11 protein-coding genes are annotated in these 16,943 nt (G+C 41.7%); 10 read left to right on the forward strand and 1 reads right to left on the reverse strand.

What is annotated here, in order from left to right; translation table 11 throughout:
- The first annotated feature begins 36 nt into the window (after positions 1–36).
- The 7 genes from CD03_RS0111800 to CD03_RS0111830 all read left to right on the forward strand — a co-directional run bounded on the left by CD03_RS0111800 (position 37) and on the right by CD03_RS0111830 (position 12,700).
- Complete coding sequence (locus CD03_RS0111800; RefSeq protein WP_027293809.1) at positions 37–3,129, forward strand: alpha-mannosidase; 3,093 nt, start codon at positions 37–39, stop codon at positions 3,127–3,129.
- A gap of 112 nt (positions 3,130–3,241) precedes the next feature.
- Positions 3,242–4,666: a M17 family metallopeptidase gene (locus CD03_RS35990; protein WP_052377772.1), complete on the forward strand. Its 1,425-nt coding sequence runs from the start codon at positions 3,242–3,244 to the stop codon at positions 4,664–4,666.
- Complete coding sequence (locus CD03_RS0111810; protein WP_027293810.1) at positions 4,667–6,250, forward strand: hypothetical protein; 1,584 nt, start codon at positions 4,667–4,669, stop codon at positions 6,248–6,250.
- Between the two features lie 40 nt (positions 6,251–6,290).
- The gene (locus tag CD03_RS0111815) at positions 6,291–7,937 is read left to right on the forward strand and encodes a DUF4091 domain-containing protein (protein WP_027293811.1); all 1,647 of its coding nucleotides are present in this window, start codon (positions 6,291–6,293) and stop codon (positions 7,935–7,937) included.
- 88 nt (positions 7,938–8,025) lie between these two features.
- Positions 8,026–9,807, forward strand: a complete 1,782-nt coding sequence (locus CD03_RS0111820) for a sensor histidine kinase (protein ID WP_027293812.1) — start codon at positions 8,026–8,028, stop codon at positions 9,805–9,807.
- Complete coding sequence (locus CD03_RS0111825) at positions 9,807–11,423, forward strand: response regulator transcription factor (protein WP_027293813.1); 1,617 nt, start codon at positions 9,807–9,809, stop codon at positions 11,421–11,423. The genes CD03_RS0111820 and CD03_RS0111825 overlap by 1 nt, the downstream gene beginning before the upstream one ends.
- A 26-nt stretch (positions 11,424–11,449) precedes the next feature.
- On the forward strand, positions 11,450–12,700 hold the full coding sequence (locus CD03_RS0111830) for an MFS transporter (RefSeq protein WP_027293814.1): 1,251 nt from the start codon (positions 11,450–11,452) through the stop codon (positions 12,698–12,700).
- A 57-nt stretch (positions 12,701–12,757) separates the two neighbouring features.
- Here CD03_RS0111830 and arcC read toward each other — a convergent pair whose 3' ends face one another.
- Positions 12,758–13,690 (reverse strand): carbamate kinase, encoded by a 933-nt coding sequence (gene arcC / locus CD03_RS0111835; RefSeq protein WP_027293815.1) that lies wholly within the window; start codon positions 13,688–13,690, stop codon positions 12,758–12,760.
- 1,453 nt (positions 13,691–15,143) lie between these two features.
- Between arcC and spoIIIAA the strand changes: the two genes are divergently transcribed.
- The 3 genes from spoIIIAA (at position 15,144) to spoIIIAC (ending at position 16,928) form a co-directional block, all read left to right on the forward strand.
- A complete protein-coding gene (gene spoIIIAA / locus CD03_RS0111840; protein ID WP_027293816.1) occupies positions 15,144–16,109 on the forward strand; it encodes a stage III sporulation protein AA in 966 nt (321 codons plus the stop codon).
- On the forward strand, positions 16,103–16,621 hold the full coding sequence (locus CD03_RS0111845; protein WP_027293817.1) for a stage III sporulation protein AB: 519 nt from the start codon (positions 16,103–16,105) through the stop codon (positions 16,619–16,621). The genes spoIIIAA and CD03_RS0111845 overlap by 7 nt, the downstream gene beginning before the upstream one ends.
- 112 nt (positions 16,622–16,733) lie before the next feature.
- Positions 16,734–16,928 carry a stage III sporulation protein AC gene (gene spoIIIAC, locus CD03_RS0111850; RefSeq protein WP_027293818.1) on the forward strand — a complete coding sequence of 65 codons (195 nt, stop codon included), beginning with the start codon at positions 16,734–16,736 and terminating at the stop codon, positions 16,926–16,928.
- The last annotated feature ends 15 nt before the right edge of the window (positions 16,929–16,943 follow it).

Raw genomic sequence — 16,943 nt, forward strand, 5'->3', positions numbered from 1 at the left:
GCGTGTTTAAAATTCTGTAACATCCTGGAGGATAATATGCCATTTGATTTTCATAACAAAGACAGAATAAAGAATTTATTGGAAGAATTGGAAGAGCTGCGTTACCACAGCTTACAGGAAATACCGGAGTTTCTCTGGTATGAGGATGACGGGAAGACAGGAAACCGTACCCCCATGGGAGAACCCCGCGTGGTAAGCCCGGGATTTCGTTGGAAAGGATGGGACCGCTATAACTGGCTGTGTACCCGCATCACCATACCAGAAACCATGAAAGCGGAAGAAGTAGTCGGGCTCTTTGACTTTGGGGCACGGGTGGGAACCGGAAATAACAGCCATTTTGAAAGCTTACTGTATTTAAATGGGGAACCTTACCAGGGCGTGGATGGAAACCACAGGGAAGTCTTCTTAAAGCCAGGGAAAAACGGATGCAGCCTGGAATTGAATTTCCGTGTCTGGTCTGGGTTAAACGGCGGCGGAAGCCCCCGGGAAATGGCAATGGAAATAAAGCGTGCGCAGTTTGGTATACTGGATCATACGACAGACGATTTTTACTTTCTGGCAAGGACTGCCCTGGAGGCTTACGAGCTGCTGGATGACAGCCATGAGTATAGAGAATGGATTTTAAATACACTGGTGAAAGCTTTTGGGTATGTGGACTATACCGAACCCGGCAGCGGCGAATTCTATGAGAGTATAAAAAAAGCATATGCTTATTTAAACGGACAGATGGATGGAAGGGGAAAACCGGAAGTAGAAGTAACTTTACTTGGGCACACCCATATTGACGCAGCATGGCTTTGGAGGCTGTGCCATACCAGAGAAAAGGCGGCACGTTCTTTTTCCAGTGTGAACCGTTTAATGGAAGAATATGACCAGTATACTTTTTTGCAGTCTCAGGCACAGCTTTACGAATTTATCAAAGAAGATTATCCGGACATCTATGAACAGATCAAAAAAAGGGCTGCACAGGGGAAATGGGAACCCTCAGGCTCCATGTGGGTGGAATGCGACTGTAATCTGGCTTCCGGAGAATCCATCATCCGCCAGATCCTGGTGGGAAAGAATTTCTTTATGCAGGAATTCGGCTATGAGAATGATTTTCTGTGGCTCCCCGATGTGTTCGGATATTCCTGGGCGCTGCCCCAGATACTGAAAAAGTCCGGCGTGAACACATTTATGACTACGAAAATCAGCTGGAATGACACCAATAAACTGCCCTATGATACCTTTTTATGGAGAGGGATAGACGGGACAGAGGTTACCACACATTTCATTACCACCACAGACCAGGGAGATTCATATTATACATATAATGGTGATACCAGACCATATGCTGTCAAGGGAGTCTGGGATAATTACAGCAATAAAGATCTGAACCGGGACCTTTTAATCGCGTATGGATATGGTGATGGCGGCGGAGGTCCCAATCGTGATATGATTAAGACCATGACCCAGCTGAATAAAGTACCGGGTATTCCCAAAGTCAAAACAGAAACTGCCCGCAGTTATTTCAAAAGGCTGAATCAGACCCTTTTGGAAAATCCCATGAATGGGTTCCTGCCTGTCTGGGATGGAGAGTTATATCTGGAATTTCACCGGGGAACTTATACTTCCCAGGCATATAATAAGAAAATGAACCGCAGAATGGAATATTGGTTAAGAGATACCGAACTGCTGAGTGTGCTGGCACTACAGCTTACCGGCTTACCTTATCCGTCAGAAACAATCTTAAAGGCATGGAAAATTGTTCTGTGTCACCAATTTCATGATATTCTTCCGGGTTCTTCTATTAAAGAAGTATATGAAGACAGTCATACCGAATATGAACGTGCCAAAGGGCTGTTGAAGCAGGTGAATAAAAATCTCAGCAAAGCCTTATATCAGCCGGAGGAAGGTGTGTATTCGGTATTTAATAATGCAAACTGGAAGCGGAATACCTATGTCCTGATACCGGATACGGAAAAGACGGATTTCTTTATTGATGAAAATGGGAAAAAGCTGGCTTCCAGATGGGAGAATGGGAGAAGTGAAGTATATATATCGGATATAGAGCCATTTTCATTTGTATCCATTTATAAAAAAGAGGGTACAGCCGGTTCCAGACAGGAAATAGAGATCTTTGAAGCAGATACCCCGTATTATATAGTCTCCTGGAACAGACAGGGGCAGCTTACCAGAATATACGACAAGGAAGCAGCAAGAGAGGTACTCCCATCGGGAAAATGCAGCAATGTACTCCAGGTCTTTGAAGACAAGCCAAGGTGTTTTGATGCATGGGAACTGGAGCCTACTATTGATTTAAAGCGAGAAGAAATCACCAATTGTATCAAAATTAAAGCAGAAGAGCAGCCGGCTGGAATTTATGTCACTTTCACCTGGGCTTATCATAAATCCAGGATCAGACAGACTATGTGCCTGTACCGGAACAAAAAAAGGATCGATTTTCGCACTGAGGCAGACTGGGAAGAACGCCAGAAGCTTTTGAAAACCGCATTTCCTGTGGATATCCGGGCGGTGGATGCCAGATTCGATATTCAGGAAGGCAATATGAGAAGACCGATTACCCGCAATACCCCCTGGGAAAGTGCCAAATTTGAAGTAGTGGCGCATAAGTGGGTAGATCTGTGGGAAACAGGATATGGAATGGCGGTCTTAAATGACTGTAAATATGGACATGACATAAAAGAAGATACCATTCGCCTGACGCTGATAAAATCGGCGGTGGACCCGGATTATACAGCAGATCTGGGACATCATGAATTCACGTATTCTATATTGCCCCATCACAGAGAATGGTACCGGGCGGAGATAGAACAAGAGGCATTCGATCTGAACAATCCATTATCTGGAAAACCCGGAAAACCGGTTATGGAACATAGTTTTATTTCGTTTGACAGAGATGCAGTTGTAGTGGATGCGGTGAAAAAGGCAGAAAACAGCGATGCCATTGTAATTCGTTTTCATGAATTTAAAGGTTCCAGAGAAACGATCAAAATGCAGAGTGCTTTTAATATCAGGCAGTGGTGTGAATGCAGCCTGATGGAAATACCGGAAGGAACATTTCAGGAAGGGCCGGTAGAAATCTTCGTTAAGCCCTACGAGATTAAAACCATTATGGTGAATTTCTAACATAAAATACATACTTGTGGCAGCAGCCGGATGGACCCGCAGGCGCGTCCGTTTGGCTGGCTGCTCACGGGAATAAATGTCGGGCGAAAATGTCTGCGGGAGGAAAATGAAAATGCAGTTTCATATTAATGCCGGCTTAGATCCAATGGGAGAAGAAAGCAGGCTGATACTCATAGGAAAAAAAGGGGAGAAACTGAATGCCCCAATCATAAACAGCAGTATTCAAAAAAGACAGATCACCAGGTGGGATATTCGAGAGAACAAAGAATATCCTTTTTGCGATTTACAGAAACAATCCCGGATACTGGGGAAAAATGCCGTGGGTGATATCCGGATTTACCTGGACGGAGTGTGCAGGGAAGAGGAAAGCGCAGCAGAACTGATTCGGCTTATGGTTAAGGCAATTGTGAAAGGCGGATATTCTTTTGCAAAAGAAGGGTTAAAAAAAATTGGAAATAATAGTATATTTATTAACAGGGAATTGTTTTCAAAATATCCCGAATGCCATTATACATTTATTACGAGATTTGATCTGTGCAAAATCCTGGAGGAAGCAGTAATGGATGCCAGGTGCATCAGCCATGCCAGAAGTCTTGGGAACCTTCCGGGCAATTATTTTGGAATCCGGGAGATGGAAGGGTATGTCAGAGAACTGACGGATTATTATCATATAAAAGCGGAAGTGTTTGATGACAGAGCTTTGAAAGAAATGGGATGCCAGGGAATTCTTGCAGTAAATCAGGGGAGCAGCAAAGAGGCAAGACTCCTGGTACTGTATTATGAAGGAAGTGGAAAAGGGAGCCTTACTGCCCTGGTAGGAAAATCGGTTATGTTTGACAGCGGGGGCTATCATTTAAAAAACATGGGTGACATGGAGGGGATGCAGTATGATATGTGCGGTGGCGCCAATATACTGGCGGCTTTTGAAACTGCAGTGCGTAATAAAAGCAAACAGAGAATCTGCGCCATTTTACCCTGCGTGGAAAACGTGATCAGTCCGGATGCCTGTAAAATGGGAGATGTAATTACGACCATGTCAGGTAAGACGGTAGAGATCTATAACACCGATGCAGAAGGGCGCCTGATACTCTGTGATGCGCTGACTTTTGCAGCAAAAATCGGTGCAGAGAGTATCATTGATCTTGCAACGCTCACCTATTCCTGCCAGAACGCCCTTGGGAATGAGATAGCAGGGATATTTTCCAATTGTGACGAATTTTATGGGGAATTTCAGAACCGGGCAAAAGTCTGCGGTGAAAAACTCTGGAGACTGCCTTTAGATGCGTATTTTCATCAGGAAATCAAAGATTCCCTTACGGCAGATTTGATAAACTATGCGCCTGGAAAGGGCGGGGGTGCAAGTGTTGCGGCATCTTTTCTGGAAGAATTTATCGAGGAAGGAATCCGGTGGATTCATCTGGATGTGGTAGGACCTGCTGTAAATAAGCAGGAGACGGAAAGCTTGTGTAAAGGTGCCACCGGCGTTTTTACAGATACGATTGCTTCACTATTAGATGATAAAAGGAGTGACAAATAGATGGCAGATTATATCTTCGATACGTACATAAAAAAGGATGTTCTGGAAAATTATCTTTCCAGGGCAGTGACAGCAGCGGGATTATTTGAAAGCAATACTCTGAAGGATGACTTGAGAGTCATTCGTGATCTGGGGGTGAAGTTCTTAGGCAGAGCCTCGGGAGTCTGGTATATGACAATGGACGATGAGGTACATTTTGAAAAAAGCAGGATTCTGGCGGAAAAAGTCCATGCATTAGATGAGGAGATCATATTGCAGGCTTGTATATTCGAGATAATTGTAGAAAAAATCAATGAGATTCCCATTCCAGAATATGTTTTTGAAGCATTTGGCGAGAAACCGGAAAAAAGAAATTTTTGTCTGGAAAAGACCTTGTTTCCACAGAAACCGCCGGGGTTTATACATATAAGCCGTGAAAAAGAAAAAAACGGTGGGATACCCGACCTGAACCGTCTGGAGGCGAGAATGTGGTTTTATTACAGGGCCTGCCGTTATATTGACTGTGGATACGAAGCGCTCCATATGGGGCAGGTTCACTTGTATACCGCCAATGACAAAGGTTTTCTAAAAACAGAAGAGCTGTTTCAACTGATCAGGGATTATGCGAAAAAACATGCCCGCCGGCATAAAGTACTTCTGGATGCCCATACACATGGTATTAATATCAGTGGAAGATTGTTGTTTGATTATCATGCCATGCCATTTACGGGTGTTCCGCTGCTTGCGCATCCGGGGCATAAGCAGGTGCTGGTAAAAGAAGGGTTTAGCGAAGGAGGCAGCAATCCCAATGGATGGAGTGCCCAGGCAATGCCCTATCTTATGGAGTATGACAACTGGGGCGGGAAAGTAATAGAGCGGTTTGATGAGTTTACCAGAGAAGAGCTGGCAAGGAAAGACTGGTGGGGATATGACCAGATCGGATGGTTTGCTAACCAGGATGCAGCAACCCGTAATCATTTTCTGGAGTATACTTATTACTGGACAGAAATACAGAATCCAAATGCCTATTTTGAAATTCCGTTTCGAAGAATGCTCAGTGATGCAGCTCTCATGATGGAGAAAGAAGATGGAACAAAAGAGATTCAGGAGTTCTACCAGATCAACCAAAAAAGTAAAGACTGCCCCATGGGATTTTCCCAGGAAGAAGCTTTGCAAAGACTCTGGAAAATGAATCACAGCCTCCGTGAAAAAGCAGCCAATCCCGGAAATCTGATGGATTATGGAGCAAGAGACGTCTATGATAAAGAAACCGGTGTGAAACTTCCGGAAAAAGTAGTGGTTTATGGAAGCTTTCAACCTTCGGCGGGAGCCGTGGAAAATGATTCCAACAGTGAAGTGACCCGTATGTATTATCTGGGTGAGGGTATGTATACGCTGACAGTAGTGATTCCCTATGCGGGAACATATGATTATGCAATATCCACTTATGGCACGCTGTCTGCAACATACTGTTACGACAGCTATCCAAGAAGCGGTTCATCAAATAAGGCAAGCCTTGTTACATACAGGGATAACGCTGTTGTGCGATTTACTTACCGGTTTACTGACAATAAAGTTTGTGCAGAAATCATAGAACCTGATTAAAATTGATATTAATTATTTTCAGTGAAAGGTAGATAACAACATGATCAAATATGAATTTAAATTTATAAGTTCCCTTACCAAAGTATTTCCAGGAATAGAACCGGAAGATGACTTAAAGGGAATAGCGTTATCCGGCTTCTTGGGAGAAACCATCTCCCTTCAATGTGCATATCGGGCAGAGACTTCGTATACCCGGTATGGGGCGGTAAAGGTGAAAGGGAGCTTAAAGGATGCGGTACGGATACGGGAAGTGAAGCTGATGCCTTCTATCCTGCCCTGCAACGGAGACTGCGATGAGCATTATCTCTCCAAAGAACCCGGACTTTATCCGGATTTATTAAGAGATATTTCGCTTGAAAAGATTCCATTTATTCCCCGCCAGTGGCACACATTATGGATTGATATGGAAGCAAAAGAGGGAATGGAGGGATTACAGGATCTGACCTTGCAGTTTTATGATGAAGATAATTTACTGGTCGGTGAGGTACATACAGAGATCTGCATCTATCCGGTTAATCTAAGCCCCCAGACCTGTTTTCATACAGAGTGGTTCCATTGTGACTGTCTTGCTGACTATTACCAGGCAGAGCCCTGGTCTGCGCAGCACTGGAAGATATTAAAGAATTTTATTACTCTATATGTAAAACGCGGCATTAATATGATTTTAGCGCCCACATTTACTCCTCCTTTGGATACCGTTATAGGCGGAGAACGCACCACGGTGCAGCTGGTAGATGTGAGTGTTTCGGATAAAAAATATATCTTTTCCTTTGAAAAACTTTATACCTATTTTCAAATGTGTATGGATTGCGGTGTGAAATATTTTGAAATCGCCCATCTTTTTACACAATGGGGGGCAAAAAGTGCACCCAAAGTGATGGCAGTAAAAGACGGCGTTATGGAACAGATATTTGGATGGGAGACGGATAGTCAAAGTTCTGAATACCAGGAATTTCTGGCACAATATCTGGATGCGCTGGTTCAAAAGCTGGATGAATGGGATTTAAGAGGACGGGTATTTTTCCACTTATCGGATGAGCCGGAGGAAAAAGACCTGGAAATGTACCGGAAAGTAAGGGAATCCGTATCCGGCCATCTAAAGGGATACCCCATTATGGATGCAGTTTCCAGATATACTTTTTATGAAAGCGGAATCGTGGATAAACCGGTTCCGGGAATTGATCATCTGAATCCTTTTTTAGAACATCAGGTACAGGGACTTTGGACCTATTATTGCGGGGCCCAGGGAAAAGATGTTACAAATCGTTTCTTCGCCATGCCTTCGGGAAGAACCAGGATTCTGGGAGTACAGATGTATCAGTACCGCCTGGAGGGATTTCTGCACTGGGGATTTAATTTCTACAATTCGCAATATTCCCTGTCCCACATTAATCCTTATGAGGTCACGGATGCAGGGGCAGCATTTCCTTCCGGCGATGCCTTCCTGGTATATCCGGGAGAGGACGGCCGCCCGGAAGAATCCATACGCCTGATGGTATTATCCGAAGCCATGCAGGATATCCGTGCATTTCAGATGCTGGAAGAACTTACGTCAAGAGAGTATGTATTAGAACTGATCAGACAGACGGCACAGATGCCGGTAACCCTTGTTTCCTATCCGTACAGCAGTCAGTTTTTTCAGAAGCTCAGAGAAAAGGTAAACAGGGAGATCGCGAAAAGGCATTAGAGCGTATTTTAAATCACGCTCTAAGACCTTTCTGAATACCCGGATAAATATAGACACAGCAGCTTATGACAGCAAGAAGGGCAGACAGATGAAAAGTAAAAAAATTTACAGTTATTCCATATTTAAACAGCTGGTTTCTTTCACTATCGTGATCAGCGTAGTACCGATCATATTAATCACCGGCTTTCTGTTTCAGAAAATAGAGCGGCTGATCGTAGGGGATCTGGTTAATTCACACGAACAAATTACAGCACAGTATATGAAAAATATTGAAGAAAAAATGCTGCAATACCAGAACAGCCTGGATTTTATCGCGAATAATACCATAATACTGGACACCCTCACAAATTCATCGGTGGAAAAGAGCCCATACAAGAAGGGACAGGAAATCAGCACAGAGGTAACGAAATCGCTGCTGCTGGACCGTCCCAGTGAGATACGAAACTGTATGATTTATTCCAAAATCGCTGAGAACCCTGTGTATGGCAACAAAGCTACCATGATAGAAGCAGCAAAAAAAGAGTCCTGGTACCGTAATAAAAAAGCTCTGAATGAAGGCTGGTTTACTTACCTGTCTGCTGGAAAAGGTCAGACGATCTTGTCCATTCTGCGGGAAATAGAAAAGATAGACCTGCTTAACTACACAAAAAAAGATATTGGAATCGTAAAACTTGATATATTTATGGAACGTCTGTTTTCCCCCGGTAAGAACTGGGAAAATGATAAAAGTAATTTTGATGTTATCGTATATGGTGCAGACGGCAAAGCCCTCTATGATTCAGACCAGAATAAAGGGGAAGTTCTCTCGGAATTTTTAAAGCGTCAGGCAGATGGAGAACAGTATCATAACGGCAAAATCCATACCATATCAGACTATGTGGTAGCCAGTACCTCATTAGAAGAATATGGAATGAACATTCTGTTCTTATTTGCAAACAGTGAACTTATGGAGAAAAAAGGAGAGATACAGCTTCTGGTGATCCCCCTTTTACTGCTGGTTATCCTGGCAATATTATTTTTTTCATACTTATTCACATACCGTTTTTCTGCAAGGGTTGGGGCGCTGGTACAAAAAATTAAAGTTGCGGAGACCGGCGACCTTACCATTACAGAGCCCATCGCCGGTAGTGATGAAATCGCTTATCTGGACAAACAATTCAGCCATATGCTGAAAAAACTGGAAAAGCTGATTCGAAAATACTATATACAGCAGTTGGAAAATAAAGAAACACAGCTGCGTAATCTGCAGCTTCAGATTAATCCGCATTTTCTATACAATACACTGGAGACGATCAGCTCAATCGCTGCAGTTAATCAGGCGTTTGTGGTATGTGATATGTGTGAGAAGCTGGGCGAAATCTTCCGTTACAGTCTGGGTAAAAATTACGGAGAATTTGTAACAATTGCCCAGGAACTGCATCATACACAGAATTATATATTTATTCAGAAAATACGTTATAACGAACGCTTTGAAGTCTTTTATAACGTGGAGGCAGATGTGGATCGTTACATGATTCTGCGGTTTATTTTACAGCCGATTGTAGAGAATGCGATTGTACATGGGCTGGGGAATCTGACATCAAAAGGGACCCTTGAGATCTCGATACGCAGGGAAAAGGAGGCATTGCTCATCGTTATTGAAGATGACGGAGTTGGGATGGATGAAGAACGGGTACGGGATTTAAATGCTTTTATCAATGAGCCGAAAGAGGTACAGGATAATAAAAAAAGCATTGGGATCCGCAATGTAAATCAGAGGATACAATTATCGTGTGGGAATGAATATGGGATATCCATTGATAGCATGCCATATCAGGGAAGCCGGTTTTGCATTCGGCTGCCATTAATACAAAGGGGAGGAGATATGTAATGAACTACCGACTATTGATTATCGATGACGAAGAGCTAATCAGAAAAGGTTTTCTTGCCAGATTAAAGTATTTAAACCTGGAATTTGAGGAAATTCTGGAAGCTTCATCCGGGCAGGAGGCCCTGACGATTCTTCAGGAAAAAAGTGTGGAAATCGTAGTGACAGACATCCATATGCCGGATATGGACGGGCTGACATTTATAGAAAAAGCAAAGCCGCTGTATCCCCATATGAAATTTATCATCTTAAGCGGTTATGCGGAGTTCGCCTATGCGGAACAGGCAATTTCCCTGGGGGCAAAAGCTTATCTTCTAAAGCCGTTGTCCAATGATGAACTGAAAAAGGTTATGGAAAAAACCATACAATCACTGCAGGAAGATGAGATGATACGCAATACCATATCCAGCCAGACCAAACTGCAAAAAGAGAAAGAGCAGTATACACTGGAAAAAGGCATACATGCGCTGGTCAGCAAACAGGTGATGGAGACTGAAGAGAAAGGGCTTCTTTATGAAATGCTAAAAAGTGACCATCCCCGTTTTTTCAGCCCGGGCTGTTTGCATTTTCTTGGAATTATAAATATTGACGGAAGAAGCTATTCCGGCAGCAAATTTGGGCATGAAGATATTGAATTAATCCGGTTCTCCATCAGAAATGTATTCTCCGAAATCGTTTCCGCCTGTGACAAAGTAATGGTGGATAACCTGTCAAATTATAATCAGCTCTTTGCAGTATTTTCGTTAGAAAGAGAAAAGCTTTTGCGAAATGAAATAGAGCAGATTTTCCTGAAACTGCAAAATATTTTTGAAAAGCAGATGGATATTTTTCTGACCATGGGCTTAAGCAAAAGTACGCTGCATTTATCAGCAGCCAGTAAAAACGAAGCGATGGAGGCATTAAAGCAAAGGCTTGTCTATGGAACCTCTAACATTTATTTCTATGAAGATGCCAGGATATTCAGTGCAGAACAATTTCCCACGGCTGCATTAAATATGCTGTATCACTATATCGAAAGGCACGATATTGGTAATATCCAGACCCTGATTCACGAAATATTTTCGGAAGAAAAACTATTCAAATATAACGTGACTTACATCCGGGTCATGTGGGTGAGGATCTTAAATATGGTTCTGCGTAACTTCAATTCAAAAGGCATCCATAATCCCAAAAGCATGGAAAAGCTTCTTTCCAGTTTCAGCATATTGGATGAGCTTCACAGCGTGGAAGAAATGGAGGGCTATCTCATCAATGTGGTAATGGAATGCATGCAGAACGAAGGCGCTGTAGATACCAATGCCAGGAATAAAATCATGCTGGCAATTCAGTACATACAGGAAAATTATAATGAGAATATTGCTATAAATGAGCTGGCGGAACGATATGGGATGAGCCCCAATTATTTTTCCTCCGTATTTAAGAAAGAGCTAAAGCAGTCAACCGTAAATTATATTACGGAATTTAGAATCAAAAAGGCAAGGGAATATCTGGTGGAAACAGATAAAAGCGTTGTAGAAATCGCAAAGAAAGTGGGGTATGAGGACAGTCAGTATTTTTTCCGGGTGTTTAAAAAGTCCACAGGGCTAACGCCTCTGCAATACCGGCAGCAGAACAGGTAAAAATGATGTATCAGGGAGGAATTACATTGCATAAATATAAGAAAATAGCAGATGTGCGAATGACAACCATGTTGTTTGTATTATGCTGGATTGCCTATTTTACGTCCTATCTGGGGAGGCTCAACTATTCCTCAGCCATGACGGTCATGATCAAAGAAGCAGTACTTTCAAAATCCCAGGCAGGATTTATCAGTATGACTTACTTCTTTGCATATGGAATCGGGCAGCTGTTAAACGGATTCCTGGGGGACAAAGTAAATCCCAGAAAAATGATTTTTTTAGGGTTGTCAATTTCGGGGGTAGCAAATCTTGTTATGGGATATTTTGCTGATTTTGGTATCATGGGGCTAGTCTGGTGTATAAATGGTTATGCCCAGTCTATGATATGGCCTCCCATTATCCGCATTTTTGCAGAAATGTTAGAAGAAAAAACGAAACTCCGTTTTTGTATTAACATTATATCCACGCAGGCACTGGGAACGCTGGCGTCCTATCTGCTGTCTGCTGCCGTAATTTACCTGAATGGCTGGCATGGGGTGTTTTTTGCAGCAGCAGCATTGCTTATAGCAGCGGCACTTTTATGGGATATTAAATTTCGAAAAATAGAAAAGTTTTCCAGGGAATTTGGTGTGGACGTTGAGAAAGAAGATAATAATCGGAATAATATACAAAAGCCGCAGGTTGCCTTTCACAGGATTTTGGCAGGAAGCGGAATTCTTGTCATTCTGATTCCGGTAATTGTACATGGGGTTTTAAAAGACGGTGTAACCTCCTGGGTTCCTACTTATATCAGCGAAACCTTTCTGACATCCCCGGCACTTTCAATTCTGGTGACAACCATTCTGCCTGTTATTAATCTGACAGGTGCTTATGCGGCTCAGTATCTGTACCGAAAATGGAAAAAGCAGGAGACAAAGACAGCAGCATGCTTCTTCATGGCAGCAACGGTATCACTGCTTTGTCTGTGGCTCTTTGGCAGTAAGTCATTGATACTTACCGTTATTTTATTATCCGTCATTACAGCATCTATGATGGCTGTAAATACGGTCTTCGTAAATCTTCTTCCTTTAAGGTTTGAAAAAGCAGGAAGGGTTTCAACTGTATCCGGTTTCCTGAATTCCATGGCATATCTGGGCTGTGCCATTTCTACATTTACAATCGGGATTCTGGTACAGCAAACAGGCTGGGACAATACAATTTTAAGCTGGCTTGGAATCACCTTCTTAGCACTGATAATGTGTATGCTGTTTCGCAATAAAAAGATTGCAGGTGAATAACGGAGAAAAGGGACATGCTTTGACGCATGCCCCTTTTGTGATTAATATTAATTTATATTATTTTGTGATAACAGTACCCGTCTTACCAAGATAAGCATCACAGGCATGTTCCATATTTGTAATAATTGCCTTGCGGTCATTGCCGGATGCAACAAAATCAATGGATGCCCGGATTTTAGGAAGCATGGCAGCCTCACCGAATTCATGATGGTCAATGTGTTCCTGTGCTTCTGCAGAACTAATCCGGTGGAGTTCCTTCGGTGCATCGGATTTATAATCAATGCAGACATATTCTTCGTTTGTTAAGATGATCAATGCGTCAGCGTCAATCAGTTCAGCTAATTTTCCGGCTGCATAATCTTTTTCGATAATTGCGCTGGCACCTTTGAGCTCACTGCCCTGTTCCAGTACCGGAATACCGCCGCCGCCGCATGCGATTACGATCTGGCCGGCATTTACAAGGGCTTTAATGGCATCGATTTCAATAATATCCTTAGGTCTTGGAGCCGCAACAATTCTGCGGAAACCCTTGCCGGGTTCTTCGATAACATAGTTGCCCTTCTTTTCTTCTTCTTCTGCTTCTTCCGCAGTAAGATAACGTCCGATTACCTTAACGGGATTATAAAAAGCATCGTCATAAGGATCCACCAGAACCTGGGTGAGAATCGTGCTTACCGTATTGAAAATACCGCGTTTAATTAACTCTGCACGGATTGCATTCTGTAAATCATATCCAATATATCCCTGGCTCATGGCAGAGCATACGGACATAGGAGCCTGTGTATAATCCTCATGAACCTTCCCGAATTCATTCATGGCTGTATGGATCATCCCTACCTGGGGAGCATTACTGTGAGAAATTACCAGCTGGCATCCTTCTTCTATTAAATCAGCAAGGATCTTGGCAGAATTTTTAACTGCAATCTTTTGATCCGGAAATGTAGTGCCAAGCGCTTTATGGCCAAGTGCAATAACAACCTTTTTCTTCATAATTCAGTTACCTCTTTCAATCTGTATTCTTTGTTTCACTCCGTAAACTTATATTCTATTATATAGTTAGGGGAGGGAAAAAGCAATATTTTTCAAAAGAAGGTTGGGATAAACTTTTACGGTGCAGTGGTATTGGAATGGGTTATATCAACAAGACCTGTTCTTTTTCTGTGTAAGATATAATATATAAAATATTAGAATAGTTTAAAATTATCAGATAATTGACACAAAAACAAAGCATAAAAAATTAATATAAAAAAATATAAAAAAGAGGTTGACAAATTGGAGTATGGGGAATATAATGAAGACAACAAAAAGATAAAAGATCAATTGAAACTTAATTAACTAAGGAGGAGAGTCCCATGGGAACTTAATCTTAACATTTTAATTTACAAAAGTGAAACGAATGGAAAAGTAGATGTTGATAAGCAAATGTAGAAACAAAAGCGAAAGCAAGCAGTATACAGATGTGGTAAACCAAATACAAAGTACAGAAGAGAACAGATGTAAGTTTAAATGATATAATCTAAGAAAGCGAGGTACGGACCACCAAAATATTAAGCGCAGTTGCTTTTGTAAAACACAGAAGTAACCAAGAACGGATGACATTGTAAGCAATGTATATAAAGTTTTAAGAGCTCAAGAAACAAATGGTTAAGAGGTAGAAAGTTTTAATCATGTAACAAACAGATTTGAAAGCGTCAGCTTTCAGAATCAAAAGAGTTTAAAGTTAACAGTTTTAAACAGAAGAAGTTTAAAAGAAGTTATTTAAGTAAAAAGAATTAAAAGGTTTAAGCAGCAAGAGGTTTGAAGTGAGCAGTTTTAAGCAATTGTAGTTGAAGTAGAAGAATTTAGACGAATCGTTTAAGAGATTGGAGTTTTTAGGAAGTAATTTAATATTTTTGATCAGGGTGTAAATGATCAGAGATTTTGGATGAAGAGTTAAGAGCCAATACTTAAAAAGCAAATGTTTAAATAAGTATTTTAACAAAGTGGTTTGAAATGAAGTATCAGAACCAGAAGTAGTTTAAGAATTTTATGAAAACTTAGAAAGCGAGGAATTTAAACAACAGAAGTTTAAAACAGAATGATTTTAAACAAAAGAAGTTTAAAATGTAAGAGTTTTAAACGGAGAATTAAGGTATAATCAAAACCTTAGAAATTGTAATTGAGAAAAGTCGACGAATAAGATTACAAAGATGAAAAAGAGGTAAAAGAATGATTGAAGTTCATTAGGGACGAGTATCAACAAGGTGATGTATAGTTGATGCTCGTTCCTATTTTTTTGCGTTCTGATATATATTTACAAAAAGCGGGGCTTTGCCGGTGATCGGGAAGTATAAAGCTGTGAGGGGGAAACTCTTTGCGGCTTTTTTTGCGGATGGAATAAAAAAATTTTCCTAAAGGTATATTTCATGTACAACCTCATATATTGGTTAAAAGGGGTGAGGGCATGAAAGGAAAAGATGATTTCGTTAGAATTTTTGCGACGGGAATCCGGGACATTTTACAGAAGATAGATGTTGATTTTGAAAAACTCCAGGAGATCAGACTAAGGGTTGATAAGCCGCTGTTGATTACCTGTGCGGGCAGAGAGTATTTCGTTTCCGGTAAGGGACGGTTAAGTACAAGGGAAGCAGATGGCTACATGGTTCAGAAGAAAGAACTTCTTGAGACGATGGAATATATTTCAAATTATTCCCTATATGCTTTTGAAGATGAATTAAAGCAGGGATTTATTACAATACAGGGCGGGCATCGGGTTGGAATAGCAGGAAAAATTATTATGGATGGGGAAAGGATTAAAAGTGTGAAGTATATTTCTTTTATAAATGTCCGTTTGTCACATCAGATAAAGGGATGCGCAACAGAAGTGCTTCCTTATGTAATACAGGGGGATGAAATCTGCCATACGCTGATTATCTCTCCGCCCAGGTGCGGAAAGACAACCTTATTAAGGGATATGATCAGGCAGCTTTCCAATGGGACTTCTTATTTTCAGGGGAGTACGATTGGGGTAGTAGACGAGCGGTCGGAAATTGGAGGAGCATATCTTGGAGTGCCCCAAAATGATCTGGGTATCCGGACAGATGTGCTGGACTGCTGCCCAAAAGCGGAGGGGATGATGATGCTGGTGCGTTCTATGTCTCCCAGAATTATTGCCGTGGATGAAATTGGAGACTATGAGGATATTCATGCCATTGAATCCGTGATACATTGCGGCTGTAAGCTGCTGGCTACGGTGCATGGAAGTTCCATTGAAGATGTAAAAAGAAAACCATTACTTCAAAAACTGGTTCTAGAACGGGTATTTGAAAGATATATTATTCTACACAACTACAAACAGATAGGCAAGGTCAAAGAAATATTTGATGAACGTGGGACAAGGCTGTATGAAAAGGAGGTACTTTCATGCTGAAGATGCTGGGAATAGGTATGGTAATCGCAACATCCTCGGCGATTGGTTTTTCAATGAGCAAAGACCTGGAGAAGAGGGTAGTGCAGTTAACTGAGCTAAAGCGTATGTTTGTAATGCTGCAGGGAGAAATAAAATATGGAAAAACACCGCTGGCAGAAGGGTTTGGCAAAGTGGGACAACGATCAGGGCCGTTGTTTCAGGGGTTTCTGCAATATCTGTCAGAGGAAATGGAGAAGCGGGATGGAAGAAGCCTTTCCAGGATTTTTGAAGAGGGGGTGGATTTAAAGCTGGAGCACTGCTACCTTGCAAAAGAGGATCTGGAACAATTGAAAACGGTGGGAAGCCATCTGGGCTATCTGGATATTGACATGCAGCTTAGAAACATTGACTTGTATTTAGAGCAGTTAAATGAAAATTGTATACAAGCTAGGCAGAATTACCAGAATAAATCAAGGGTTTATCACTGCCTTGGCGTGATGGGAGGGCTGTTTCTGGCAATCATCTTAATCTGACAGCGTGCCGGCAGTATGGCACATATTATGGAATATAGGCAGGGTCAAAAAGCCGGGTACTTCGTTTTGATTAGAAAACGGTGTATCAGCAGATGAAGGTGAGGGGAAAAAGATGAGTGTAAATTTAATATTTAAAATTGCGGCGGTCGGAATTCTGGTTTCGGTACTCAGCCAGGTACTAAAGCATAGTGGAAGGGAAGAACACGCATTTTTGACTAGTCTTGCCGGACTGGTGCTGGTGCTTTTCTGGATACTGCCTTATATTAATCAATTATTTGAAACAATTAAGAGTCTGTTTGCGCTTTAAGGGGGTGCATCGGTA

Origin of the sequence: Robinsoniella sp. KNHs210 (assembly GCF_000686105.1) — a bacterium.
GTDB classification, from domain to species: Bacteria; Bacillota; Clostridia; order Lachnospirales; family Lachnospiraceae; genus Robinsoniella; species Robinsoniella peoriensis.

Excerpts from the sequence above, each read along its gene's own strand:
- CD03_RS0111800 (WP_027293809.1), top strand. The coding sequence starts at position 37 with ATGCCATTTGATTTTCATAACAAAGACAGAATAAAGAATTTATTGGAA.
- CD03_RS35990 (WP_052377772.1), top strand. The coding sequence starts at position 3,242 with ATGCAGTTTCATATTAATGCCGGCTTAGATCCAATGGGAGAAGAAAGC.
- CD03_RS0111810 (WP_027293810.1), top strand. The coding sequence starts at position 4,667 with ATGGCAGATTATATCTTCGATACGTACATAAAAAAGGATGTTCTGGAA.
- CD03_RS0111815 (WP_027293811.1), top strand. The coding sequence starts at position 6,291 with ATGATCAAATATGAATTTAAATTTATAAGTTCCCTTACCAAAGTATTT.
- CD03_RS0111820 (WP_027293812.1), top strand. The coding sequence starts at position 8,026 with ATGAAAAGTAAAAAAATTTACAGTTATTCCATATTTAAACAGCTGGTT.
- CD03_RS0111825 (WP_027293813.1), top strand. The coding sequence starts at position 9,807 with ATGAACTACCGACTATTGATTATCGATGACGAAGAGCTAATCAGAAAA.
- arcC (WP_027293815.1), bottom strand. The coding sequence starts at position 13,690 with ATGAAGAAAAAGGTTGTTATTGCACTTGGCCATAAAGCGCTTGGCACT.
- spoIIIAA (WP_027293816.1), top strand. The coding sequence starts at position 15,144 with ATGAAAGGAAAAGATGATTTCGTTAGAATTTTTGCGACGGGAATCCGG.
- CD03_RS0111845 (WP_027293817.1), top strand. The coding sequence starts at position 16,103 with ATGCTGAAGATGCTGGGAATAGGTATGGTAATCGCAACATCCTCGGCG.
- spoIIIAC (WP_027293818.1), top strand. The coding sequence starts at position 16,734 with ATGAGTGTAAATTTAATATTTAAAATTGCGGCGGTCGGAATTCTGGTT.